Origin of the sequence: Nodosilinea sp. P-1105, assembly GCF_012911975.1 — a bacterium.
Taxonomy (GTDB): domain Bacteria; phylum Cyanobacteriota; class Cyanobacteriia; order Phormidesmidales; family Phormidesmidaceae; genus Nodosilinea.
The window spans coordinates 19,202-42,711 of sequence record NZ_SMDQ01000051.1 but is presented as its reverse complement, the minus strand read 5'-3'; the positions used below and the strand labels follow the sequence as shown (position 1 = coordinate 42,711).

Below are 23,510 nucleotides of genomic sequence, written 5' to 3'. Positions count from 1 at the left end.
GGTGGATGGGTGGATGGGTGGATGGGTGGATGGGTGGATGGGTGGATGGGTGGATGGGTGGATGGGTGGATGGGTGGTAGACGCGGAGCGGCTTCCCGCAGGGTAGGGTGAAGGGTGAAGGGGTGGTAGACGTGGAGCGGCTTCCCGTAGGGTAGAGGTGAGGGAGGTGGGGCGAGTTTTGAATTTTGTAGGGCTTTGCCCTTCCCGAAAGGTATTTTGAGTGGAAACCGAAGCGTGGGTTAGGGGGTTGGAGGTGGGGGGACGGTCAGATCATTCAGGCTCCGCCGTAACCCACGGATGGGGAATGGCGGCCTTAAAGTTAACTATATCCATGATCCGGTAATGGCTTAAGCGAGTCCTCCGGGTCGAGGCGCATCCCTAAGGAGGCTCTGACCCTTCTGGGGGAAGGAGGTTATGATAGGGAGACCCGTTCATATTTCTTCATAGATCTCGACTACACTTTTGCATGACGGTTTCTTCTTCTATGGCTAGCAGCCTCAAGGGCTTCATTGAAGCGCGAGTGCTCCAGGGGCAACCTTTAACCTCAGAGCTAGCGGCCATCTTGCTGGTGTACTTCGTCCAGGGCATTTTAGGCCTGGCGCGGCTGGCGGTGAGCTTTTTTCTCAAGGACGACTTGGGCCTATCCCCGGCGGAGGTGGCGGCCCTGACCGGTATTGCCACCCTCCCCTGGACCATCAAACCCCTATTTGGCTTTGTGTCCGATGGGTTTCCGATCTTGGGCTATCGGCGGCGACCTTACCTGATGTTATCAGGGCTGCTGGGGACCGGGGCCTGGCTGGCGTTGGCCACAGTGGTGCAGTCGAGGGAAGGGGCGATCGCGGCCATTACCCTTAGTTCCCTGTCCGTAGCCGTGGGGGATGTAATCGTCGATTCCCTGGTGGTGGAGCGGGCCCGGGGCGAGTCCCTGGGGCAGGCGGGCACCCTGCAATCCCTGGCCTGGGGGGCGTCAGCGGTGGGAGGTGTGATTACCGCTTACCTGGGTGGCCTACTGCTAGAGCAAGTGAGCACCCGCACCGTGTTTGCAATTACGGCCACTTTCCCGCTGATCGTGTCAGTGGTGGCCTTGATGATCAGTGAGTCTCGCACCCAGGCGGCCCCTTCCCTGGCTGTGATGGAGGGACAGGTCCGCCAGTTGTGGGGGGCCATCAGCCAACGGGCGATTTGGATGCCCGCCCTATTTCTGTTTCTGTGGCAGGCCACCCCCACCGCCGATGCCGCCTTTTTCTTCTTTACCACCAATGACCTGGGCTTTCAGCCTGAGTTCTTGGGTCGGGTGCGGTTAGTCACCAGTGTGGCGGCCCTGCTGGGTATTTGGGTGTTTCAGCGATTTCTGCGCACGGTGCCTTTTCGCAACATTTTTGCCTGGTCCACAGTGTTGTCTAGCCTGCTGGGCTTGTCGATGCTGCTGCTGGTGACCCATGCCAACCGTAGCCTGGGTATTGACGATCGCTGGTTTAGCCTGGGAGACAGCTTGGTACTGACAGTGATGGGTCAAATTGCCTTCATGCCGGTGCTGGTATTGTCGGCCCGGCTCTGCCCACCGGGGGTAGAGGCCACCCTGTTTGCCCTGCTCATGTCGATTGTCAATCTAGCCAGCCTCACCTCCCACGAGTTGGGGGCCTTGCTGACCCATTGGCTGGGGGTGACCGAAACCAACTTTGACCACCTGTGGCAGTTGGTGTTGCTGACCAACCTCAGCACCCTGCTGCCCTTGCCGCTGCTGTTTTTGCTGCCCCAGTCTACGTCCCAGGGGGTGGGCACAGAAGCCATGGGGCCACCCCCAAAACCCGCGATTCCCGCGACCGAGTTTGCCGAAGTACCGCTACCGGTAGGCGAAGGCGATCGCTAGGCATCGCCTTCTGTTTCCAGGCCTATTGATTGACCAACCTTCAAACCTTACTGCTATGACCACGACCCAACCTCGCCCTGCTGCCGCCCCATCATTTTCCATGGAAGACTGGCGTAGCGGTTATCGCTCCCAGCCAAAAGAGTACAGCTACTGGATCACCGACATCGAGGGTGTTATTCCCCCTGACCTGGAAGGCACCTTGTTCCGCAACGGCCCTGGCCTGCTGGATATCCATGGCCATGAGGTCAAGCATCCCTTTGATGGGGATGGCATGATCAGCAGCGTTGCCATCCAGCATGGACGGGCCTATTTTCGCAATCGCTATGTGCGTACCGCTGGCTATGTGGCCGAGCAGCAGGCGAAAAAACCTCTATATCGCGGGGTGTTTGGCACCCAGCGGCCCGGTGGTCCCCTGGCCAACGCCTTTGACCTGACATTTAAGAATATTGCCAACACCCATGTGATCCACTGGGGGGGCAAACTACTGGCCCTGTGGGAAGGGGCGGAACCCCATCGCCTCGAGCCCACCAGCCTGGATACCCTGGGACTCGACTACCTGAATGGGCTGATTGCCCCTGGTGGTGCCTTTACGGCCCATCCCAAGGTGGACCCTGGTCACCATGGCGATCCTCGTTTGGTGGGGTTTTCGGTGAAAACCGGCCTGTCCAGTACCCTCACCCTGTACGAACTGGATGGGGAGGGTACCCTGCTAAACCAGCGCAGCCAAACCATGCCGGGCTTTGCCTTTATCCATGACTTTGCCATCACCCCCAACTACGCCATCTTCTTCCAAAACCCAGTCAGCTTTGGGCCACTGCCATTTTTGCTGGGGTTGAAAGGGGCGGCTGAATGTATTCGATTTGATCCTAAACAGCCCACCAAAATTTGGCTGATTCCTCGCCGTGGGGGAGAGGTGCAGGTGATTGACGCTGACCCCTGCTTTGTATTCCACCATGCCAATGCCTACGAACAAGAGGGCCAGGTGATAGTGGAGTCGGTCTGCTACGATCGCTTCCCTTCCCTAGAAGGCAGCGCCAGCTATAAAGAGGTGGACTTTGAGGCCGTACCGGCTGGGCAACTGTGGCGCTTTGCCCTGGATCTAGACACCAATACCGCCCAGGTGACCCCGCTGATCACCCGCTGTGTGGAGTTTCCTACCCTGCACCCAGACCAGGTGGGGCGACCCCACCGCTATTTGTACATTGGGGCGGCCCATGCCCCCAGCGGCAATGCCCCCCTGCAAGCCCTGCTGAAGCTCGATCAGCACACTGGGGAGAGCCAACTCTGGAGCGCAGCCCCCCGTGGGTTTATGGGAGAACCGCTGTTTGTACCCCGACCCCAGGCCACCCAAGAAGACGATGGTTGGCTGTTGGTATTGATGTACAACGCTGAACGTCGCTGTTCTGAGCTGGTGATTTTAGCCGCCCAGGATATTACCGCTGGCCCAATCGCCCGGCTAAAGCTGCCCCACCATGTCCCCTACGGTCTACACGGCAGCTTTGTCTCCCAGTACTTTGGCCCCGAGGTTTAACGGGAATATTGCCTGTATGTCGTAGCCCAAGGGTTACGTCGGGCGACAGCCCCTACCCCCCCAAACTTGGGGGCTTTAGATTCCCCCAGCATTGGGGGGCAGGGAGCAAGGCTATGGCCTAGTAACGCTACGCGGAATTCAAAATGCAAAGTTCAAGGTGAAAAATTGTTGCTGCGCCAGGATTTTAAGCGTCAGGAACAGTAGTGCAGCGTCAAGACTTGAATTTAGGGTTTCCAGACGTAGAGATTTATTAGTGGCATCAAGATCCGAAATCCCCTCCTTTGGAGGGGTAGGGGTGGGTCAAGCAAGCTCGAAGAACCCACCCCGCCCTCCGGGCACCCCTCCGGGGGAGGGGATGAAAGGTCCCGATGTGTTGAAGCCACCTCCCTGAAGATTAAAAGGCTTTTGCAAAGCACTTAACCTAATTTTTAGTCTTGACAGACCAGTAGGTTGATTTCTGCCTTGGTGTACTAGAACGCCGGTTCAGATCCCAGGGTTCTGTCCCTGGATGCCCCAAAAAACGTGGCTAATCAGCCCAAGAACCCTGGGATCTTGACATACTGTACCGATGCTCTAGTGGCTGCTTGACCCGCAATGCTATTGACGCTGGTTTCAGGGCCAGTTAGGATTCAATTACGTAATCACGTCAACCCTTCGGGTTTTCGCTTCAGCTTGATGACTTATTTGCAGCTACGCCCCCTATCACTACACAGCCTGCTGCTAGGGCTGGGGCTACTGCTGCGCCTTGGGCGCAACTAATTTTTTGACATAAAGGCCATAGGCCCTGAATAGGTTTACCCCCCCCTGCTGTTGTAGTCCTGACTTGGGCTACCCATAGCTTGGGGATCGGTGCAGTGCTATCAAGACCTGTCACCTAACACCTGTCACCCTTCCCCACCTGATTAACCGCTGACCCCTGAGAGACCTATCCATGTTGACGAATCCTGCTGAAAAATACCGTTCCTTTGCCCCGATTCATCTGCCCGATCGCACCTGGCCCAGCCAGACGCTGACAAAGCCCCCCATCTGGCTCAGCACCGACCTGCGGGATGGCAACCAGGCCCTGATTGACCCCATGTCGGTCGAGCAAAAGTTGCAGATGTTCGAGATGCTGGTGGCTATTGGCTTTAAAGAAATCGAGGTGGCCTTTCCCTCGGCTTCGGAGACCGACTTTCGGTTTGTTCGTCGCCTAATCGAAGAGGATCGGGTGCCCGACGATGTGGAAATTCAAGTGCTGACCCAGGCCCGAGCCGACCTAATTCGCCGCACCTTTGAGTCTCTGCAAGGGGCGAAACGGGCCATTGTCCATGTCTATAATGCTACGGCTCCGGTGTTTCGGCGGGTCGTGTTTCGTAAGGATCCAGCGGCCACCATCCAACTGGCCGTTGACGCCGCCACCCTAATGCGCGACCTGGCGGCAGAGCGGCCCGAAACCCAGTGGCGCTTTCAATATTCCCCGGAGGTGTTTTCTCAGACAGAGTTGGACGTTGCCCGGGATATCTGCAATGCCGTACTGGATATATGGCAACCTACGCCCGATCGCAACGCCATTATCAACCTGCCCGCCACCGTTGAAAGCGCCACCCCCAACGTGTTCGCCGACCAAGTGGAGTGGATGCATCGCCACTTGACCTACCGGGACAGCGTAGCGCTGAGCGTCCATAACCACAACGATCGCGGCTGCGCGATCGCGGCGGCTGAACTGGGCCAAATGGCAGGTGCCGACCGGGTGGAGGGCTGCCTGTTTGGCAATGGGGAACGGACCGGCAATGTGGACCTGGTTACCCTGGCCCTCAACCTCTATACCCAGGGCATCCACCCCGGACTCGACTTTTCTCGGATTAACGACGTGGCCCGCACCGTCGAAGACTGTACCCAACTGCCGATTCATCCCCGCCATCCCTATGTGGGAGATCTGGTCTTTACGGCCTTTTCTGGCTCTCACCAGGACGCGATTCGTAAGGGCTTTGCCCACCGTAATCCCAATGATCTCTGGGATATGCCCTATCTGCCCATCGACCCTGCTGACCTAGGCCGTTCCTACGAGTCGGTGGTGCGGGTCAACAGCCAGTCGGGCAAGGGGGGCATTGCCTTTTTGCTCGAACGAGACTACAACCTCAGCCTGCCTCGGCGGTTACAAGTTGAGTTTAGCCAGGTGGTGCAGCGGGCGATGGATGCCACCGGTAAGGAGATGACCGCTCCCATGCTGTGGGACCTGTTCGAGCAGGAGTATCTACGGACCACGGCTCCCTTTAAGTATGTCTCCCACCACTGGCAGGATGATCAATCCCCAGCGGTCGTCATGACCCGCCTGGAATACCACGGCACCCCCGTGAGCCGACAGGGCTGTGGCAACGGCCCCATTGATGCCTTTGTCAATGCCCTGAATTTGGGGGTTCGCGTCCACCACTATGAAGAGCGAGCCATTGGCCACGGTAGTGACGCAGATGCGATCGCCATGGTGGAAATGGCAGCCGACTGGCTCGACGGTACCGTCCACGGGGTGGGCATCCACAGCAGTATCGTCACGGCTTCTCTGTTGGCCGTGTTGGGGGCCGTCAACCGAGGGCTAGTACGCCTATCGCCAGAGCAACAGCAGACGATAGTGGCTGTTTGATCTGCTTCACTGGCGATCTGATACCAATTCTTTGATTGACGGCGGCTACCCTTAGCCCTCTCCCCAAGCCCCTCTCCCAAAGCTGGGCGAGGGGCTTTGAAGATGTAGGGAAGGTTTGATTCGGAGGACAACTAGGATTTGCTGTAACTGGGGACCTTGCCGTAGGCTTTTAAGTTATCCCCTTCCACAACCACGGTTCCCAGGGAAGTACGAATATACAGCCGGTTGTGGGCGGCCCGCACCACTGCATTCAGACTGGCGTCTACGGTGGCAGCAGATTTGACGAGAGGTTGAGCCGATTGAGCCGTGGGTGACGGGACTGGCTTGAGAACTCGGGGTTGAGATCGGGCAGGTGTTGGCGTCGGTTGGGGCTTCATCACCGGAGCAGTGGTATCTGCAGCATTGGGCTGGTCCGGCACTGAACCTAGGGGCGGGGAAGCTGCCCAAAATTGGGTTTTCTCGGCCTCATCATCGGAGTCTTTCTGTAGCCAAACCATCAAATCATCCCCGCCATGGATGGTTTCTCCCCGCAGCGTTTCTACGTATAACGTGCCCCGGTTAAGGGTTATGTCGCGAATTGGGTACCACTTGTCTTGGGTGAGGGCAAACAGTTCCAGTTGCAAGTGTTTGTGGGCATGTTGGTACGGCAGTCGCCACCAGGTTTTCCACAGATCACGGGCTGGGGTGTAGTGAATCTGGTAGCCGTCAGGGACAGGATGATACTTGTAGGTGATGCCCAGACTGTTGACGGCCTGCCCTACCGGCACATAGTGATGGTCGAGCAAGACCTGATGCAATACAGCGGTGTAGTCGGTGTCTCGCTGAACCACGATTTGCGGTGGCAGAGCCGCATCATAGGCGGTGCCAACCAATGCCCCGCGGCGGCTAAACAACTGACGCAGCTTATTGGTCGGTTGTATGCGCAGATTGCCATTGGCTTCTAGGGTAGCATCCCCAGAAACAAACCACTGCAGTAGGGTCAGATCATCCAGCATGAGAGTATACGACACACGACTTTCAGGAAAATTCAAGCGTGAATCTCCATGGCTAAGTCCCTGGGCAGCTCGTGAGAGGCTATTTCCGGATCAGGTTGGCCAAATAAATCGTAACGATCATGCCCCTAACCCGTAGAAATCTCGATACCGCATTGAAGAGAGATCCACGCTTTCACTTAGATTTACGGGTTAGGCCAGGGAAAATCCGGATGAATTCTGGGATGTCGGCGGCAGCCAGAACCATATTGGGCAGAAGGCATTCAGGAGCCAGAAGCCACTACTATTATAGCCTTTGCCCTCTTGTCTTCTGACTGCTGCCTAGTACTGCCTGGCAGAAATATGACCACCGTTGCTGAGGGTGTCAGGTGCTAGGTGTCAGGTATTAGGAATGGTTGGCCGACTTATGCCTCAGAGTACTAGGCGGTTTGTGCCGCTTTGAGCTGGCATCTGCTATTCGTTACGGCCTGCGCCCTAAGCTTTCGGAGCCAGGCTAGACTGGCCCTAATGTCGGCAGCAAAGGTAGCTTACGGCCATGCGCCTATTGGTCATCAGCCATACCTATGTGATTGATCTGAACTGCGAGAAACTGCGATCGCTCACCCAACTTGACCCTAGTATCCAGGTCACTGTTGGAGTGCCGAAGCGCTGGCAATCCCGCGGCGTACAACACCATGTTCTTCGTCCTACTACTATCAATGACGGCAATTTTCGTCGCCTACCGCTGGGGCACCTGAGCCAAAATCATCAAGGTCTGCTCTGCTTTGGTCCAGATCTGGTGCGGCTGCTGCGTCAGTTTCGTCCCCAAATTATTCAGGTAGAGCAAGGGGCCAAGTCCCTGGCCTATGCCCAAACCATTACCCTGAATCGCTGGCTGGGCTTGGGGGCCAAAAACCTGCTGTTCACCTGGTGGAATTTACCCTACCAACTCACCTTTCCCGTCGCCCAGTTAGAGGCCTATAACCTCCGACATACCCATGGGCTAATTGCCGGTAACCAGGCTGGGGCAGACATCCTGCGCCAGCGGGGCTACAGTGGCCCCACGGCGGTCATGCCTCAATTAGGGGTGAATGAGGCGCAATTTTGTCCTCACCCCCAACCTGCCCTGGTCCGACAGATCAAGATTCCTGACGATGCCTTTGTGGTGGGCTATGTGGGTCGGTTTGTGGTCGAGAAGGGTTTGCTGACCCTGGGAGATGCGCTCACCCGTCTGCGATCGCACCCTTGGATCTGGCTATTGGTCGGCCATGGTCCCCTCAAAACAACCCTGAAGGCTAAGATAGCTGCCGCTGGCCTCACCGACCGAGTCCGCTGGGTAGACCGTGTGCCCCATGACGCCGTCCCCCGCTACCTGAACCTGATGCACACCCTGGTCCTACCATCAGAAACGAGCCATACCGCCGCTACCCTGACCGCCCCCGGCTGGAAAGAGCAATTTGGCCATGTCCTGATTGAAGCCATGGCCGCTGGCGTTCCGGTGATTGGCTCTGACTGTGGTGAAATTCCCCAGGTGATCGGCACTGCTGGACTGATCTTTCCGGAAGGAAACACAGCAGCCCTCAGCGATCGCCTGCAACGACTGATGACCAACCCCGCAGACCGTCTTAGCTTGCGCCAACAGGGGCGCGATCGGGTTCTAGCCCATTACACCAACACAGTCCTGGCCCAAAAGCAATTGGCATTCTACCACCACCTGGGCGTCACCTGATGTACATATCTGAAAAACGAAAAGAGAAGAATCCAAAATCCAAAATCCAAAATCCAAAATCTCCCCCATCCACCCATCCACCCATCCACCCCTTCACCCATCCACCCATCCATCCCTTCACCCATCCACCCCTTCACCCATCCACCCATCCACCCATCCACCCATCCACCCATCCACCCATCCACCCACCTCCCCACCTCCCCACTCCCCCCATGCGCGTCCTCCAAATCATCCCCGCCATCTCCCCCGTCTACGGCGGCCCTAGCCAAATGGTACGTGGCCTGTCCCAAGCTCTAGCCACGGCGGGGGCAGAGGTAACCATCCTCACCACCACCGCCAATGGCGATAGCGGTCAACCGCCGCTAACGGTACCCCTCAACCAACCTGTGGCAGTGGACAACTACACAGTTCACTACTTTCGCTGTATCCCCAGGGGGCGCTACAAATTTTCTCCAGGGTTACTGACTTGGCTGTGGCGGCATGGCCCCACCTATGACATCGCCCATATCCACGCTTTGTTTTCACCGGTAAGCACCGCTGCTGCCACCGTGGCCCGACGGCAGGGCTTACCCTATGTATTGCGCCCCCTAGGCACCCTTGACCCAGCGGACCTGGCCAAAAAGTCACAGCTAAAGCGCCTCTATGGTGATTGGCTAGAGCGGCCTAACATCGCTGGGGCGGCGGCACTCCACTTCACCAGCCCCCTAGAAGCTGAGCGAGCCCAGCGGTTTGGGACCCGGTGCTCTGACGTGGTGATCCCCGTGGGCGTCACTCCCCTGCCTGCCCTAGCTATGGCTGAGCGAAACAGCATTTTGGCCGCTTTGGGGATTCCCCAGGATCACCCCATAGTGTTATACCTGTCGCGTCTAGATCCCCAAAAAGGGCTAGACTTGCTGCTGCCCGCCCTAGACCAATTAGCAGCTGAAGGGTTGCCGTTTCACTTTGTTCTAGCCGGGAGCAATTCCCAGGATCCGGTCTATGCAGACGATATCGTCCATCGCCTGGCAGCCTCTTCATTGGGCGATCGCACCACCTGCACCGGCTTTGTCACCGGCCCGACCAAAGCTGCCCTGCTGCAATCTGCCGCCCTGTTTGTCTTACCCTCTTACTACGAAAACTTTGGCATTGCCGTGGCCGAAGCCATGATTGCTGCTCTACCGGTGGTGATTTCTCAGAGAGTTGACCTCTGGCCAGCGGTGGCCGCCGCCGAGGCGGGCTGGACTTGTGGCTTAACTCAGCTTGACCTAGTAGATACTTTACGCCAAGCCCTGAAAAATCCAACTCTACGCCACATACGGGGGCAAAATGCCCAAGCATATGCTGTTTGCCACTATAACTGGACTGCGATCGCCCAGCGCACCCTAACCGTTTACCATCAGTTGCTTGCCGCCAATTCCCTAATGCCACCAGAGGAATTACACTAAAGGTACGGGTGAAGGTTGCACCTAAATGGGCATGTTATTTGTAGGGTGCACCTAGTTACCCGTAGCTGCACTGGACAAAACCCCGTAGAACTATGCTGCAGGATGCAAGAGCAATTCGGTACTACCAGCGCATCACTGATGCTCTGGTACTACATTGGGACCGAGGCTACCGCACCAGTGAACTCCGTCTCTTTTTAGAAGGCTATCTGGCGGCCCTACGTCACGCTGACGCCCTAGAGCCTTACTTAATCCATCGTTTGGAAGAAGACAGTCTGCGCTACTTACACGATCCCTCAAACTTTACTGTGCCTCAAGCAGAGCCCGAAATCTATTAGCCTCTGCCTGGCTCAGAGGTGCTGCTAAAGGGTCAGCCAAACATTGCTTTCAAAGTCCCTCGACCCAGCCTGGGAGAGGGGTCTAGGGGGAGAGTGAAGGTTGCGACACAATATTTCGCCGACAGCATCGCGATAGCGCAACCCAACAGAACCATTACTGGCGTTGGGTCATTAGTAACCATAAATTTTTTGCCATAATCTTTAGTTTCGTGGTGATTGCTACGGATCTCCACCACCACCCCTCATACCCTTAACGGCAGGTCCTTAGCGGCAGGATTGATGCGTCATATCCCCCGAAAGAGGAACAAGTTAACGTTCTGTTGCTCAAATTTCAAAGTATTCACAATTCACCAAAAGTATGCTTGTCAAGGTTTTGACTGATATCAAATGTTTCTGCAGAAGGTTACTTTGCGAGAAACTGTCCGGAGCAGGGCATACTCGCTAAGATAAATCTTACTTAGGGAGCAGATAGACTGTCCACCACGCAAGTTCTTAACAATCAATTAATTCTTTAGGCTAAAATCGAGATTGATCACGAGGAGTAACGGTATGTTCGTCAGGCTTGCTGAACAACATCGACAGTTTGTAAGAGACTTGGTCATGAATCTCCAAGCGCTGGCGACGGTGCTAGAAGGCATGGGCTATCTCGCCTCTTGTTACACCTGTGGGGGGCAGATGAATAGCGCCTCCTTCATGGTGAGCTTAGGCGACGACCACCTGATTCGGTTTTTAGTGTCTGACTACGGCATCACCTGGACTGAAATGCGTGACGATCGCGAATTAATGAAGCTGGAAGGGGCTGAAGCTATCCACCAGCTGCAAGAACTAGCTAATTTAGTCAAGTTCCGAGTCCAGCCCACGGATACCTATCGTCCTTTGTCAACCCATGTTTAAGGGCTGGCATAAATCTGCCAACCCTTCTGGGTAACGTCTGAGCACTGACTCTGCCACTTCAAACCGTTAACCAGGGACTGGGCTCATCTAGGTTCCCTGAGCCCTAGTACTGCCCCTTATTGGGAAGTCGAGGTGCCAGGTGCTATCTGAGACATAGTCTTTAAGCTGGTGCTTAGTTAGAGCAATCAGGCTTCAGTAGCAGCTAAGTCTGAGTCAGCCTTTTCTTCAGATGACAGGTGGTTGTGAACGACCAACACAGAGCACTCGGCTCGGTGCATGACATAGTTGCTGACACTGCCAAGGAGCAGTTCACTTAGTCCCCTGCGCCCATGGCTGCCAACCATAATCAAATCTGTTTCCCACGTTTTAGCCAAGTCGCAGAGCACCGGGCCTGGTTCCCCGGTTAGCTGTGAAAATTCTGCGGTAACCCCAGCCTGTCTGGCTAGCTCCGCATCTCGGTTAAGTTGCTGCATACCCCGATCGGCAAACTCCTCCCACCGCTGTTGGTATACCTTCCAGGTGGCATCGTCTAAAACCGGGTAGTAAGCCTGATAAGACCGAATTGGCACCCCCGGGCTGCCTTCTTCATAGGCTGACAATACATGTACCATCATCAGTTTGGCCTCTGTGGCCTTCGCCAGATCAATCGCCTGGTCCAAAACCACTGGGCGCAGATCAGAGTTATCTAGAGCAACGAGAATCTTCTTAAACATTGGGAGTCTCCTGTAACTGGGACCCACATCAGGCTCTTCGACAGGCTCATCAAGCCATCAACATGAAGCGGCAAAATCAGGGCAAGAGCCTAGCCATGGGCATGGGCTATACCTTGATTATAAAAAATTCCCTTGCCGTCCCTCGACCTTCTGTAACAATGGCACAAATTCTGTTACGCCGACACGACCACGGCTTCTTTACCCGCCAGGCCAAAGGCGCTGTGAACCGCCTGGAGGGCTTTGACCCCATCCACTTCATCCACCACGCAGCTAATTTTAATTTCTGAGGTGGCAATCATTTGCAGGTTAATGCCCTGGTTAGAGAGGGCCTTGAACATGCGGGCCGCCACTCCAGGGGCATCCACCATGCCGGTACCGACCACGCTAACCTTAGCGATCGCATCATTGACCACCACATCCCCAAAACCCAGGTCCTGGGCGGCGGCCTTAACCAGGGCTTGGGCGGCGGGGGCATCGGCCTGGGCTACCGTAAAGGCAATATCCCGGGTGGGTTGCCCATGGACCAATCGGCACCGCTGGGATTGAATAATCATGTCGACGCTAACCCCCTGGTTGGCCAGCAGTTGAAAGATATGAGCGGCCATACCTGGCTGGTCAGGTACGTGGCGAATGGCCACCTGGGCTTGCTTTACGTCGAGGGCACACCCTCGAACCACAGGGGCTGTCTGAGCCCCCGTGGTTTCTCCATGGGGAACCGGGGAGGAGGTAACCTCGAAGGCATTGCAAAGAACCGCAATGGCGCGATCGCAGTCAGCTTCGGCGATCGTACAACTGACCTTCACCTCCGAGGTGGAAATCAGCTGAATGTTGACCCCTGCCTCCGCTAGGGTCGAAAACATCTTAGCCGCCACCCCTGGACGGCCAATCATCCCCGCCCCGGCAATGCTGATTTTGGCCATGTGCGTGTCCACCATCACCTCGGCCTGGGTGGTGTCGGCGGGGTTGCTGCGCAGGGCCGGGCCGATCGCGGCGGCTACGGCCTCGGCCCGGTTCAGGTTGGCTTTGACCGTGGTAAAGGCAATGTCGTTAGTGTTGCCTTCGTGGATCGACTGGATAATCAAATCCACATCTAACGCCTGATTGGCCAGTTCCCCAAATAGCCGAGCCGCAATGCCAGGGCGATCGGGAATGCGCAGCAGTGCCACCTTGGCCTGGTCGGTGTCAAACTCGACCGCATCCACCGGGTGGGCCAGTTCTAGCCCCTCTAGGGGACGCGGCTGGGGCCGGGGAGATACCACCCGGGTTCCCGGTTCATCGGTCCAGCTAGAGCGCACCACCAGGGTTACTCCATAGTTGCGGGCAATTTCTACGGCTCGGGGATGCAGGACTTTAGCCCCCAGGCTAGCTAGCTCCAACATTTCATCGCTGGTGATTTCCGGCATCAACTGCGCTTCGGGCACCAGTCGGGGATCGGTAGTGAGAATCCCCGGTACATCGGTGTAAATCTCGCATTTTTCGGCGGTGAGCGCCGCTGCCAACGCCACCGCCGAGGTATCAGAGCCACCCCGCCCCAGGGTGGTAATTTCTAGGTCTGAGGTTTGACCAATCCCCTGGAAACCGGCCACCACAATGACTTTACCTTCGTCCAGGTGCCGCTGGAGCCGTTCAGTTTTGATGGTGAGAATGCGGGCTCGGGTATGTTCAGTCTCGGTGACAATGCCCACTTGGGCCCCAGTCAAGGAGATAGCCTCTTGATCCAGGGTATGCAGGGCCATGGTCAGTAATGCGATCGACACCTGCTCCCCCGTGGATAACAGCATATCCATTTCCCGGCGGCTGGGTTGGCCGGTGATTTCGTTGGCTAGCTTCACTAAGCCGTCCGTGGTTTTGCCCATGGCCGACACCACCACCACCACCGAGTGCCCCGCGTCAACAGTGGTTTTAACCCGACGAGCCACCGCCTGGATGCGCTCTACGGTACCCACAGAGGTGCCGCCATATTTCTGTACGATTAGCGCCATGGTGTGTGCTGTCCTCCTGCAATGGTCAAAAAACGCTGCTCTCAAGCCGTGCCTGCCCGTCAACCTAACCTAGGGTGCGCACAGGGCAATGATTCATCGAGAGTACCCAACCGACAAGCAGATTTAGTCTCTAAATTTAGACCGAAATCGTTAATCTGTGGCACTGTCTGCGGCACTGATCTAAGGTTCCAAAATCAGAGCCTTTACTGTATCAGGCTGCGCCCCTGAGAACCATCCAGCACTGGGTGCTGGGCTAGAGTCGAGGGGTGTTAATCTAATCCCCATACTCCCTTATTGGCTAATGGTTGGATGCAGACTCCAGGCTTTTTTCGCAATATACAGCAATGGTTTTTGCGTACCCCCGAACGCGCGCTGAACCAGGCCTACGAAGCAGCTCAGACCATTGAGGCAATCGAGCGAGATTACTTTGGCGGCAATCCAATTTCCTCTCGCTATGGCAACTATGGCAACAGTGCCATGACCTATTTCGAGGGGGAGTTGAAAAAATACCTTAACCTGATGCGAGTACGAATGGCTGAGTTTCGGGCCAGTCGCTCGGTGATACGGGGATCTGAGCCGCGCATGACAGAGGTGCAACTGCCAGGCACCCGTGACGATTTAACCGTTAACGTGGTTGACCGCCAGGCGTTAGTGCTACGCAAGCTGCGGCTCGTGGATGAGGTACTGGCCCGTTACGCCACTCAGGAGGCGCCTAGTCAGCGGGTAATCACCCTGACCGATGGGGCAAAGGTGGCCATCGAGCCCACCTCACCGACCCGAGTCCTGCGGGCTAAGGCGGACCAAGCTCGGCGCGGACAAAATGGGGGGGCGGTCAATGGTAATGACGATAACCGACCCGATGCCCTCTCCGATCGCGCCAATGTCTTACCTCGCTCGATTTTGCGTACCGTAGACCGCATCCGCAAGGACTTAGATCCCAATGCAGAGGAGGAGGTGGTTAAGAGTTTTCGCAAATCAAAGTCGAAAACCACCGCCGCCATTCGGTTTCTACTGCTGCTGATTATTGTGCCTCTGCTCACCCAGCAGTTTACCAAGGCTTTCTTAGTCGGGCCGATTGTGGAACGGGTACGGGTGGACGACCAGGCCGATGTGTTTCTGAATCTGGAGATGGAAGAAGAGGCCCTGCATGAATTACAGCAATTTGAAGAGCGGCTGCGGTTTGAGGTACTGATTGGCAAAGCCCCACCCCTATCGGAATTGAGCATTGAACAACAGGTGCGGGCCAAAGCGACGGACATTGAAGACGAATATCGCGATCGCAGCACCAATGCCGTCAAAAATGTCTTTGCTGACATCCTGGCCGCTGGGGCCTTTGCCCTAGTGCTGGTCACCCGCAAGCAAGACGTAGCCAATCTCAAATCCTTTATGGACGAAATTGTCTACGGTCTCAGCGATAGCGCCAAAGCCTTCATCATTATCTTATTCACTGATATTTTTGTCGGGTTCCACTCGCCCCACGGCTGGGAGATTTTGCTAGAGGGGCTATCGCGGCACCTGGGCTTTCCCGCCAACCGCGACTTTATCTTTCTGTTTATCGCCACCTTCCCCGTAATTTTGGATACGGTATTCAAATACTGGATCTTCCGCTACCTGAACCGGATCTCACCCTCGGCGGTGGCGACGTACAAGAATATGAATGAATGAAATTGTACAGAGTCTGCAATTCAGCAATGGCAGAATTTGGCCAATATCTCAATTCCCCTGGCGATTGATAGCTGGGATACTTACCCTATAAAGAAGGGTTTGTTATGCTCAGGCTGCTGGTAGCCCAGGTTACCATCTCCATTAAGCTCATCAGTGCCGAGTAGTAACCCTGAACCACTTTATTGTTCACTCCGCTAACCCCTTAGGACACCCGTGTTTGAGTACCTGCCCCCCCTCAATGAACACAATCTTCCTTATCCCGATACCATTCATCCCATCGTGGTGCACTTCGTCATTGCCATGGCCCTGTTCGCCTTCGTGTGCGATGTAATTGGCTATTTCACCAAGAACCCTCGCTACTATGAGGTCAGTTGGTGGAATCTATGCTTTGCCACTGTTTCCATTTTCATTGCGGTCATTTTTGGCCAGATTGAAGCGGGCTTGGCGATGCCCTACGTCCCTGCCGCCGAGTCTACCCTGAACCTACACACAATCCTAGGTTGGTCATTGTCAGGGATTATTGCCGCCATTACCGGCTGGCGCTACGTGCTGCGCCTAAAGGATCCCAAGAGCATTCCCATGGCCTACCTAGGGGCGAGTGTATTTCTGACCGGCCTTGTCTTCTTCCAGACTTACCTGGGCGATAAGTTGGTTTGGATCTATGGCCTGCACACCGTAGAGGTGGTGGAAGCAATTCGTGACGGAGTGCTGTGATGAATCCTGATTTACTTGACCAATTGGGAGAGCAACTGGGCCCCAATGGGTTGCCCTATTATCTGCCCATCCATCCCAACCTGGTGCATTTGACCCTAGGGTTGTTTATTGTCGCCATTAGCTTTGATATTGTTGGGGCGCTGTTTCCCTTGGAAAAGCGGGTGTTTAAGTTCTTAGCTATCCCAGCAACCCGATCCAACTTTTTTGATGTGGGTTGGTTCAATATGGTGGCGGCGGCAGTGGTCACGTTTCCGACGGTGGCGGCGGGCTTCTATGAAATGCTGTTAGCCCAACCGCTGAGCGACGGGGTCAGCGCCTGGGGGTTGGAGAGCCTGGAAACGATGCTGTGGCACGGCGTGGGTGGGGTGGTGCTACTGGCCTTGATTACTGGCATGGCCATTTGGCGAGGTTTCCAGCGCTACGTGTGGCGCAAAGACCGAGCCCGGCAGGTGCAATGGTCTTACTTGTTAGCTGGTCTAGGCGTGTTTACCTTAATGTTTGCCCATGGCACCCTGGGGGCACAGTTGGCGGCCGAATTTGGGGTCCACATCAGTGCCAACCAGCTGCTGCGGGCCGGTGAAGACCTGACGATGTTGAATATGCTGTTGCCGGGGGGAATCTAGCCCATGAAGGTCCGTGTCATTCTCAGATTGCTGCTCTTAGCCGCCATTATGACCCCGATCAGTATTTGGGTAGGACAGCAGGCTTACCACTGGATGCCCGAGCCAGCCTCTGAAGAGGCGCTACTGGTGGACAATCTCTTCAGCTTTCTGACCACCCTGGGCACCTTCATTTTCTTGGGGGTGGCTGGCACGTTGTTATACTCGGTCCTGTTCCAGCGGGCGGCTAAGTATGACGAAGGAGACGGTCCACCGATTGAGGGTAATCTCACCCTGGAGATTGTCTGGACCGCCATTCCCTTGGTGCTGGTGGTGTGGATCGCAGGCTATAGCTATAAGATCTATGACCAGATGGGCATCCTTGGCCCCATGGAGCATGTACACATGATGGGAGAGGCCATCGCCGCCCCCCTAGACGCTGAGCGGCCCACCGAGCCGGAGCCGATTGAGGTGCGTGCCCGCCAGTGGGTGTGGGAATTTTACTACCCCGAAGCCGGGGTCACCAGCACCGAGCTGCACCTGCCCAACCACACCCGCGCCAAGTTGACCATGACCTCCGAAGATGTGCTCCACGGTTTTTATGTCCCCGCTTTTCGGGTGAAGCAGGATGTGATTCCCGGTCGCCAGGTGGACTTTGAGTTCACCCCCATCCGCGAGGGCATCTATCGCCTGCGCGACTCAGAATATAGTGGCACCTATTTTGCCGCCATGCAGGCCAACGTGGTGGTTGAGTCCACCGACGCTTACCGCCAGTGGCTAAACCAGGCGGCGGCCCAAGCTCCCCAGCCTGGTCTCAACCCCTCCTACGCCGAGTACCAGGTCAGAGTCGAAAATCGTGACAGCCGCCCTGGCTGGAAAACCGTCACCCCCGCCCCCACCCCAATGGTCAACTTTCCCGGCTCCCCAGACCTCCCCGTTCCCAGACCCTAGTAACGGAAGGCAGAAGGATGAAGGCAGAAGGATGAAGGCAGAAGGATGTAGGGCGCAGCCCGTGCGAAGCAGGCAGAAGGATGAAGGCAGAAAAGGAAAACCTAGACACATCAAAGCTTGCGAAAGGAACTAACTAATAGCGCCATCCCCCCAAAGGTGGGTTACGGCGGCTTCTAATTGACTGGCCGCAGCCCCCAACTCCGACCGCCTAACCCACCCTACGGCTCAAGGCTCAATTAAAAAATTCAAAACTCAAAACTCACCCCCCCGTTCCCCATTCCCTGCTAGGGCGGACACCCAGGTCCGCCCCTACGTCTCCCCCCACCTTCTCCACCCTCCCCATCCCTCCCCACCCATCCACCCCCACCTCCCCCACCCCTTCACTTCTTCACCTCCCCATCTTCCCCATCTCCCCCATCCCATCCACCCCCTTACCCATCCACCCACCCACCCCTACCCCTCACGCTCCCTATGACTGAAACCTCCATTACCGCCCCCTACTATCGCCAGAACGAGCCGCAGCCAGGCGAACCAGAAAAGTGGTGGCGCTTTTTCACCTTCAGCACTGACCACAAGGTGATTGGCATTCAGTACATCGTTACCGCCTTTGTGTTTTTCCTGGTGGGTGGCTTTCTGGCCATGGTGATGCGCGGGGAATTAATTACCCCGGAAGCGGACCTGGTCGATCGCACGGTGTACAACGCCCTGTTCACCATGCATGGCACCATCATGCTGTTCATGTGGACGTTCCCGGTGCTGAATGGCCTGGCCAACTATCTGGTGCCGCTACAAATTGGGGCACGGGACATGGCCTTTCCCCGGCTGAATGCCGTTGCCTTCTGGATGGTGCCGGTGTTTGGCACGATTCTGATGGCCAGTTTTTTGGTGCCCGGCGGGCCTTCCCAGTCGGGCTGGTGGGCCTACCCGCCGGTGAGCCTGCAAAACCCCACTGGCAATCTCATCAATGGTCAGTTCCTATGGATTTTGGCGGTAGCCTTGTCCGGCATTTCCAGCATCATGGGGGCGGTGAACATCGTGACCACCATCATTCGGATGCGAGCTCCAGGCATGACCTTTTTCAAAATGCCGGTGTTCTGCTGGACGGTAGCAGCAGCACAAACCATCCAGCTGTTTGGCCTACCAGCCTTAACGGCGGGGGCGGTAATGCTGCTGTTTGACCTGACGGTGGGAACTAGCTTCTTTGACCCGGCCACTGGCGGTGACCCGGTGCTTTACCAACACTTTTTTTGGTTTTACTCTCACCCAGCGGTGTATGTGATTATTTTGCCCGTGTTTGGGGTGTTTTCAGAGTTGTTTCCGGTGTATGCCCGCAAGCCACTGTTTGGCTACAAATTTGTGGCGGTGTCATCTTTTGTGATTACGGGTTTGAGTGCGATCGTTTGGGTACACCACATGTTTGCCAGCGGCACCCCCAGCTGGATGCGGATGCTGTTTATGGCTACTACTATGACCATCTCGGTGCCTACGGGGGTGAAAATTTTTGCCTGGGTAGCCACTGTATGGGGGGGCAAAATTCGCCTAACCACGCCGATGCTGTTTGCCCTGGGTGGCCTGGTTAACTTTTTGTTCGCCGGCATTACCGGTATTATGCTGGCGGCAGTGCCCTTTGACATTCACGTCAACAATACCTACTTTGTGGTGGGCCACTTCCACTATGTGATTTATGGGGCAGCCGTGATGGGGATCTACGCAGCTATCTACCACTGGTTTCCCAAGATGACGGGTCACATGTACTACGAAGGCCTGGGCAAGCTCCATTTCGTTTTGACCTTCATTGGGGTAAACCTCAACTTCTTGCCGATGCACCCCTTGGGCTTGCAGGGGATGCCTCGGCGGGTGGCCTCCTATGATCCCGAGTTTGCCTATTGGAATGTGATCGCCAGCATTGGGGCGTTTTTGCTGGGGGTATCGGTGTTGCCCTTTTTGCTGAACATGATCAGCTCCTGGATTTTGGGGGATGAGGCACCGGCTAACCCTTGGCGGGCGATCGGTCTGGAGTGGCTGGTAGCTTCGCCCCCGCCCCACGAAAACTTTGCCGAGATTCCCACCGTGGTCTCAGAACCCTACGGCTACGGCAAAAGTGAACCTTTGATTGCACAGCAAATGGCGTCTACGGAGTTAGCGAGTGAGCTCAGTTAACCTGGATCAAAACCTGAATACGGCGGCTACTGTCCATGCCGCCGACCACCACGAAGAAGGCGAACACCGCCTGGTGGGTTTCATTATCTTTCTGTTGTCAGAAAGCGTGATCTTCTTCAGCTTTTTTGTCGGCTACATCGTCTACAAAACCACCACTGCCGACTGGCTCCCCGCCGGGGTGGAGGGACTAGAGGTACGAGAACCCCTGATTAATACCATCGTGCTGGTGTCCAGCAGCTTTGTGATTTATTTTGCCGAGCGTTATCTCAAAAAAGAAAATCTTTGGGGTTTTCGGGCCCTGTGGCTGTTGACCATGGCCATGGGTAGTTTCTTCCTCTACGGTCAGGCGGTGGAGTGGGCCAGTCTATCCTTTGGCTTTACCGATGGTCTCTATGGCGGCACCTTTTACTTGTTGACCGGCTTTCACGGACTGCATGTGCTGACAGGGGTCCTGATGATGGCGGTAATGCTGGGTCGCTCATTTATTCCGGGCAACTATGAGGACGGTGAAGTGGGGGTGATTGCCACCTCCCTGTTCTGGCACTTTGTCGATGTGATTTGGATTATTTTGTTTATTTTGATCTATGTATGGCAGTAGGGACTGTGAGCCAATAGGCAGGCCCCCAGAATGCCATAGCAACTGACTAAATTTCCCGCAGCCGGGCCACCTTTAGGTAGAATTCCCCTGTGCCACGGCCAGCATAGGCTCTTACCCGCACGGTATAGGTACCGGATGCCTCAATGCGGGCAAACAGCAACGAGTTGGTAGTGCCGTCGGGGCCATCGTCATTTTCGCCAATGACGGCGCCGTCCTGGTTCAGGAGGATGACATAGGTATCAAAATCATCAGACTTGACGTCAATGGCGACTTGGTCACCAGCTTCTAAGTAGACGGTGTAGTCTCTGGCAAAACCACCAAAGCCTGTGGGAATATCCTCTTCGCTGAGAGTATCGGTAACTTCTCGGGAATCGGGTAGAGGTATCGGCGAGTAAATTCGACCTTGCGCATTGGCCGCTACGGCGGTTAGCCCAAAGGTGCACAGCGCTAGGGGTAGTAGTAGGCTACGACGTAAGGATAGGGTACCTGGCATAGGGTTCAAGGACGGATAGGAAAACGTCAATTAACTGGCTGAGGAAAATTATCACTACCCTGGTTGAGGGTATCAGGAATAGTTGGCCTATTAAACCACATAGTTCTCTATCGGTGCACTGCTGCACGTGAGCGGAGTATTGCTTTAGCGTTATGCCCCCCTCGACAATCACATGTCGGGTGATTTCGCATATCCCCTGGCCCCCGTCCTAACACCTAACCCCTGACACCTAACCCCTGACCTACACCAGCTAATATGAGGCCGGGCGGCTGCTCCCCCCGGTTTGGTTAATACAGCCTGATTTATTGACATAGCGACAGACTCGGGCATATAGCTTGGCTCGGGTGCCAGGGGGGCCAGCGGAAAATATAACCCGGTCGCCGCCCACAATACCAACGAGAATCTTGACGCCACAGACAGAACAGGTTTGAGTACTAGGGCCAGCCATGGTAACCGCTCAGATAAGAAAACAAAATCAACCTGTCCCTGGTTCTGCAAGGGAGGTGACAGGGTGCTGACAGCATCTTATCGGAGGGGAGGCGCTACCTCGATGAGTTGCAACCTGCTGTAACACAGCAAGTCCTAAGCTGGGATAACGCCTCAGGGAAATTACGCGGCAAGCCGATCCCCGCTGTATTCATCGAGTGCAGTTGCTATAGGGCGGGCATCGCCCACTATTGGGGAGACCATTTTTCAGACAGCGGCCAAGAGGCGATCGCGCCATGTTTTGACCAATGCAGCTAACGCTGGAGGTAGCCAACTGTCATATTGAGAATAGACAGGGAGACGTCGGCGCAGGTGCCAACCCGCCGGGGCGATCGCATCCCCAAGACTGACCGGACAGGGGTGAGCATAGTCTGGATTAACTTCATCCACCGGACTAATACCGCCAATATCCCTAGCACCAGCATCAAGGCAAGCCAACAGGGTCGAACGGCTGACCAAATTAGGGGGAATTTGTAGGGCAATGGAGGCTGGCAGGTGAACTTTTGCCAGAGTGACAGCCCGCAGCAGGTCCACCTCCGCTAGGGGATTACCAGACACGATCTGACGCTGACCAGGGCTATGGGGCTGAAGGATCACTTCTTGAATGTGGCCGTAGCGCTGGTGAATCGCCGCGATCGCCATTAATGAGTCCACCCAATCAGCTTCGGTTTCTCCCAAACCCAGCAGCAGACCAGTGGTAAACGGAATGGCCATTTCCCCGGCCCAGGTGAGTTGCTGCAAGCGTAACTCCGGCCGCTTGCTGGGGGCATGGCGATGTACGGTTTCCAACAACTTAGGGGACACCTGCTCCACCATCAAGCCCATGGAAACGTTCACCTGCTTCAGCTGGGTCAGTTCTGCCCAAGATAAGGGGCCGACATTGGCGTGGGGTAAGAGCCCGGCCTCTAAAGCCAATTCGCAGAGGCGATAAATATGACGAAACCAACCGGCACGACGTCGACTACCCGGGGCAACCTCGCCACTGAGGATCAGGACTTCAATCACCCCCTGGCGGCGTAAGCTTACCAATTGCTCTGCCGCCTCGGTTAGGCTTAACCAGGGGGATTGGCCAGGATTAGTACGAAAGTTGCAGTAGGTACAGCGGTTGAAACATTCATAGGTCGGCACCAGGGTATAGGCCGGACTGTAGGTAACGGTACGACAGAGGTCAGAAGGCATAGCAAAGCAGCAATCCAGTCTGGGCATGCAGCTGCATGCCCAGTAAGATTAGACCAGACAAACTAGGTCAAACGACAGCCATCGTTACCGCTTCTACAGGAAAGCCAGCGGCTTTCCAAGCTGCTACGCCACCCCGCAAAATAGACACCCGAGAAAATCCAGCCTGCCGCAGTTGGTCGGCGATCACCATCGATTCATCATCGGTGTTGCTGTAGATGTACAAATCGCGGTCCCACTCAAAACACTTGGGCGCTGCAGTCAACAACCCATCGGCAGGAATGGAAATAGCCCCAGTGACGTGGCTGCTTTTAAATTCGCTACGATCGCGGACGTCAATGATAGTTAGGGCTGGTTCGCCCCAATCTAGCCGCTCTTTTAGGTCGTACACGCGGGATTCGGGCTGCATCGGTGATGGCTTCGGAAACAAACCGAAAATACGATTCATAGTGAGGAGGATCCTTGAGAGAGAAGAGAGAACGAATATCTGCAATGTAACAAACCTTAAAATTTATCGCAAACTTTTGTTTAGAAACGTGGACAAAGTTGCCACCCAGTCACGTCACTTGCATTGAGAACTATCAATCAATTGCGATAGCGGG

Annotated in this window: 20 protein-coding genes; 13 read left to right on the top strand and 7 right to left on the bottom strand. The window is 55.7% G+C overall.

Annotated elements, in window-relative coordinates:
* The first annotated feature begins 466 nt into the window (after positions 1 to 466).
* The 3 genes from E1H13_RS18920 (at position 467) to leuA (ending at position 6,018) form a co-directional block, all read left to right on the top strand.
* Positions 467 to 1,870 carry a folate/biopterin family MFS transporter gene (locus E1H13_RS18920; RefSeq protein ID WP_169615541.1) on the top strand — a complete coding sequence of 468 codons (1,404 nt, stop codon included), beginning with the start codon at positions 467 to 469 and terminating at the stop codon, positions 1,868 to 1,870.
* Between the two features lie 55 nt (positions 1,871 to 1,925).
* Positions 1,926 to 3,401 (top strand): carotenoid oxygenase family protein, encoded by a 1,476-nt coding sequence (locus tag E1H13_RS18915; RefSeq protein ID WP_169615539.1) that lies wholly within the window; start codon positions 1,926 to 1,928, stop codon positions 3,399 to 3,401.
* A gap of 931 nt (positions 3,402 to 4,332) precedes the next feature.
* Positions 4,333 to 6,018 (top strand): 2-isopropylmalate synthase, encoded by a 1,686-nt coding sequence (leuA, locus tag E1H13_RS18910; RefSeq protein WP_169615537.1) that lies wholly within the window; start codon positions 4,333 to 4,335, stop codon positions 6,016 to 6,018.
* Positions 6,019 to 6,149: 131 nt separating this feature from the next.
* On the opposite strand, the gene E1H13_RS18905 is transcribed toward leuA, so the two are convergent.
* The gene (locus E1H13_RS18905; RefSeq protein WP_169615547.1) at positions 6,150 to 7,013 is read right to left on the bottom strand and encodes a hypothetical protein; all 864 of its coding nucleotides are present in this window, start codon (positions 7,011 to 7,013) and stop codon (positions 6,150 to 6,152) included.
* Between the two features lie 532 nt (positions 7,014 to 7,545).
* Between E1H13_RS18905 and hpsO the strand changes: the two genes are divergently transcribed.
* From hpsO to E1H13_RS18885, 4 genes are all read left to right on the top strand, one after another.
* Positions 7,546 to 8,718, top strand: coding sequence for a hormogonium polysaccharide biosynthesis glycosyltransferase HpsO (gene hpsO / locus E1H13_RS18900; RefSeq protein WP_169615535.1), 1,173 nt, complete (start codon positions 7,546 to 7,548; stop codon positions 8,716 to 8,718).
* A gap of 212 nt (positions 8,719 to 8,930) precedes the next feature.
* Positions 8,931 to 10,142 (top strand): hormogonium polysaccharide biosynthesis glycosyltransferase HpsP, encoded by a 1,212-nt coding sequence (gene hpsP / locus E1H13_RS18895; protein WP_169615533.1) that lies wholly within the window; start codon positions 8,931 to 8,933, stop codon positions 10,140 to 10,142.
* A 92-nt stretch (positions 10,143 to 10,234) separates the two neighbouring features.
* Positions 10,235 to 10,477 carry a DUF6761 family protein gene (locus E1H13_RS18890; RefSeq protein WP_169615531.1) on the top strand — a complete coding sequence of 81 codons (243 nt, stop codon included), beginning with the start codon at positions 10,235 to 10,237 and terminating at the stop codon, positions 10,475 to 10,477.
* 549 nt (positions 10,478 to 11,026) lie between these two features.
* On the top strand, positions 11,027 to 11,371 hold the full coding sequence (locus tag E1H13_RS18885; RefSeq protein ID WP_169615530.1) for a DUF1815 family protein: 345 nt from the start codon (positions 11,027 to 11,029) through the stop codon (positions 11,369 to 11,371).
* Positions 11,372 to 11,556: 185 nt separating this feature from the next.
* Here the strand turns inward: E1H13_RS18885 and E1H13_RS18880 are convergent, their stop codons facing one another.
* Both E1H13_RS18880 and E1H13_RS18875 read right to left on the bottom strand, forming a co-directional pair.
* Positions 11,557 to 12,084 carry a universal stress protein gene (locus E1H13_RS18880; RefSeq protein ID WP_169615528.1) on the bottom strand — a complete coding sequence of 176 codons (528 nt, stop codon included), beginning with the start codon at positions 12,082 to 12,084 and terminating at the stop codon, positions 11,557 to 11,559.
* Positions 12,085 to 12,257: 173 nt separating this feature from the next.
* Positions 12,258 to 14,066 carry an aspartate kinase gene (locus E1H13_RS18875; RefSeq protein WP_169615526.1) on the bottom strand — a complete coding sequence of 603 codons (1,809 nt, stop codon included), beginning with the start codon at positions 14,064 to 14,066 and terminating at the stop codon, positions 12,258 to 12,260.
* A 309-nt stretch (positions 14,067 to 14,375) separates the two neighbouring features.
* Between E1H13_RS18875 and E1H13_RS18870 the strand changes: the two genes are divergently transcribed.
* The 6 genes from E1H13_RS18870 (at position 14,376) to E1H13_RS18845 (ending at position 20,753) form a co-directional block, all read left to right on the top strand.
* Complete coding sequence (locus tag E1H13_RS18870) at positions 14,376 to 15,731, top strand: proton extrusion protein PcxA (protein WP_169615524.1); 1,356 nt, start codon at positions 14,376 to 14,378, stop codon at positions 15,729 to 15,731.
* A gap of 213 nt (positions 15,732 to 15,944) precedes the next feature.
* Positions 15,945 to 16,445 carry a DUF2231 domain-containing protein gene (locus E1H13_RS18865; RefSeq protein ID WP_169615522.1) on the top strand — a complete coding sequence of 167 codons (501 nt, stop codon included), beginning with the start codon at positions 15,945 to 15,947 and terminating at the stop codon, positions 16,443 to 16,445.
* The gene (locus E1H13_RS18860; protein ID WP_169615520.1) at positions 16,445 to 17,068 is read left to right on the top strand and encodes a DUF2231 domain-containing protein; all 624 of its coding nucleotides are present in this window, start codon (positions 16,445 to 16,447) and stop codon (positions 17,066 to 17,068) included. Before E1H13_RS18865 ends, E1H13_RS18860 begins: the two co-directional genes overlap by 1 nt.
* Positions 17,069 to 17,071: 3 nt before the next feature.
* Positions 17,072 to 17,995, top strand: coding sequence for a cytochrome c oxidase subunit II (locus tag E1H13_RS18855; RefSeq protein ID WP_169615518.1), 924 nt, complete (start codon positions 17,072 to 17,074; stop codon positions 17,993 to 17,995).
* Between the two features lie 471 nt (positions 17,996 to 18,466).
* Complete coding sequence (gene ctaD, locus E1H13_RS18850; protein ID WP_169615516.1) at positions 18,467 to 20,155, top strand: cytochrome c oxidase subunit I; 1,689 nt, start codon at positions 18,467 to 18,469, stop codon at positions 20,153 to 20,155.
* Positions 20,142 to 20,753 carry a heme-copper oxidase subunit III gene (locus tag E1H13_RS18845; RefSeq protein ID WP_169615514.1) on the top strand — a complete coding sequence of 204 codons (612 nt, stop codon included), beginning with the start codon at positions 20,142 to 20,144 and terminating at the stop codon, positions 20,751 to 20,753. The genes ctaD and E1H13_RS18845 overlap by 14 nt, the downstream gene beginning before the upstream one ends.
* A gap of 46 nt (positions 20,754 to 20,799) precedes the next feature.
* Here E1H13_RS18845 and E1H13_RS18840 read toward each other — a convergent pair whose 3' ends face one another.
* The 4 genes from E1H13_RS18840 to E1H13_RS18825 form a co-directional block, all read right to left on the bottom strand.
* The gene (locus tag E1H13_RS18840; protein ID WP_169615512.1) at positions 20,800 to 21,246 is read right to left on the bottom strand and encodes a PPC domain-containing protein; all 447 of its coding nucleotides are present in this window, start codon (positions 21,244 to 21,246) and stop codon (positions 20,800 to 20,802) included.
* Between the two features lie 250 nt (positions 21,247 to 21,496).
* Complete coding sequence (locus tag E1H13_RS18835; protein WP_169615510.1) at positions 21,497 to 21,694, bottom strand: hypothetical protein; 198 nt, start codon at positions 21,692 to 21,694, stop codon at positions 21,497 to 21,499.
* 245 nt (positions 21,695 to 21,939) lie between these two features.
* The gene (gene cofG, locus E1H13_RS18830) at positions 21,940 to 22,911 is read right to left on the bottom strand and encodes a 7,8-didemethyl-8-hydroxy-5-deazariboflavin synthase subunit CofG (RefSeq protein WP_169615508.1); all 972 of its coding nucleotides are present in this window, start codon (positions 22,909 to 22,911) and stop codon (positions 21,940 to 21,942) included.
* A gap of 67 nt (positions 22,912 to 22,978) precedes the next feature.
* The gene (locus tag E1H13_RS18825; RefSeq protein WP_240966723.1) at positions 22,979 to 23,317 is read right to left on the bottom strand and encodes a rhodanese-like domain-containing protein; all 339 of its coding nucleotides are present in this window, start codon (positions 23,315 to 23,317) and stop codon (positions 22,979 to 22,981) included.
* Between the last annotated feature and the right edge of the window lie 193 nt (positions 23,318 to 23,510).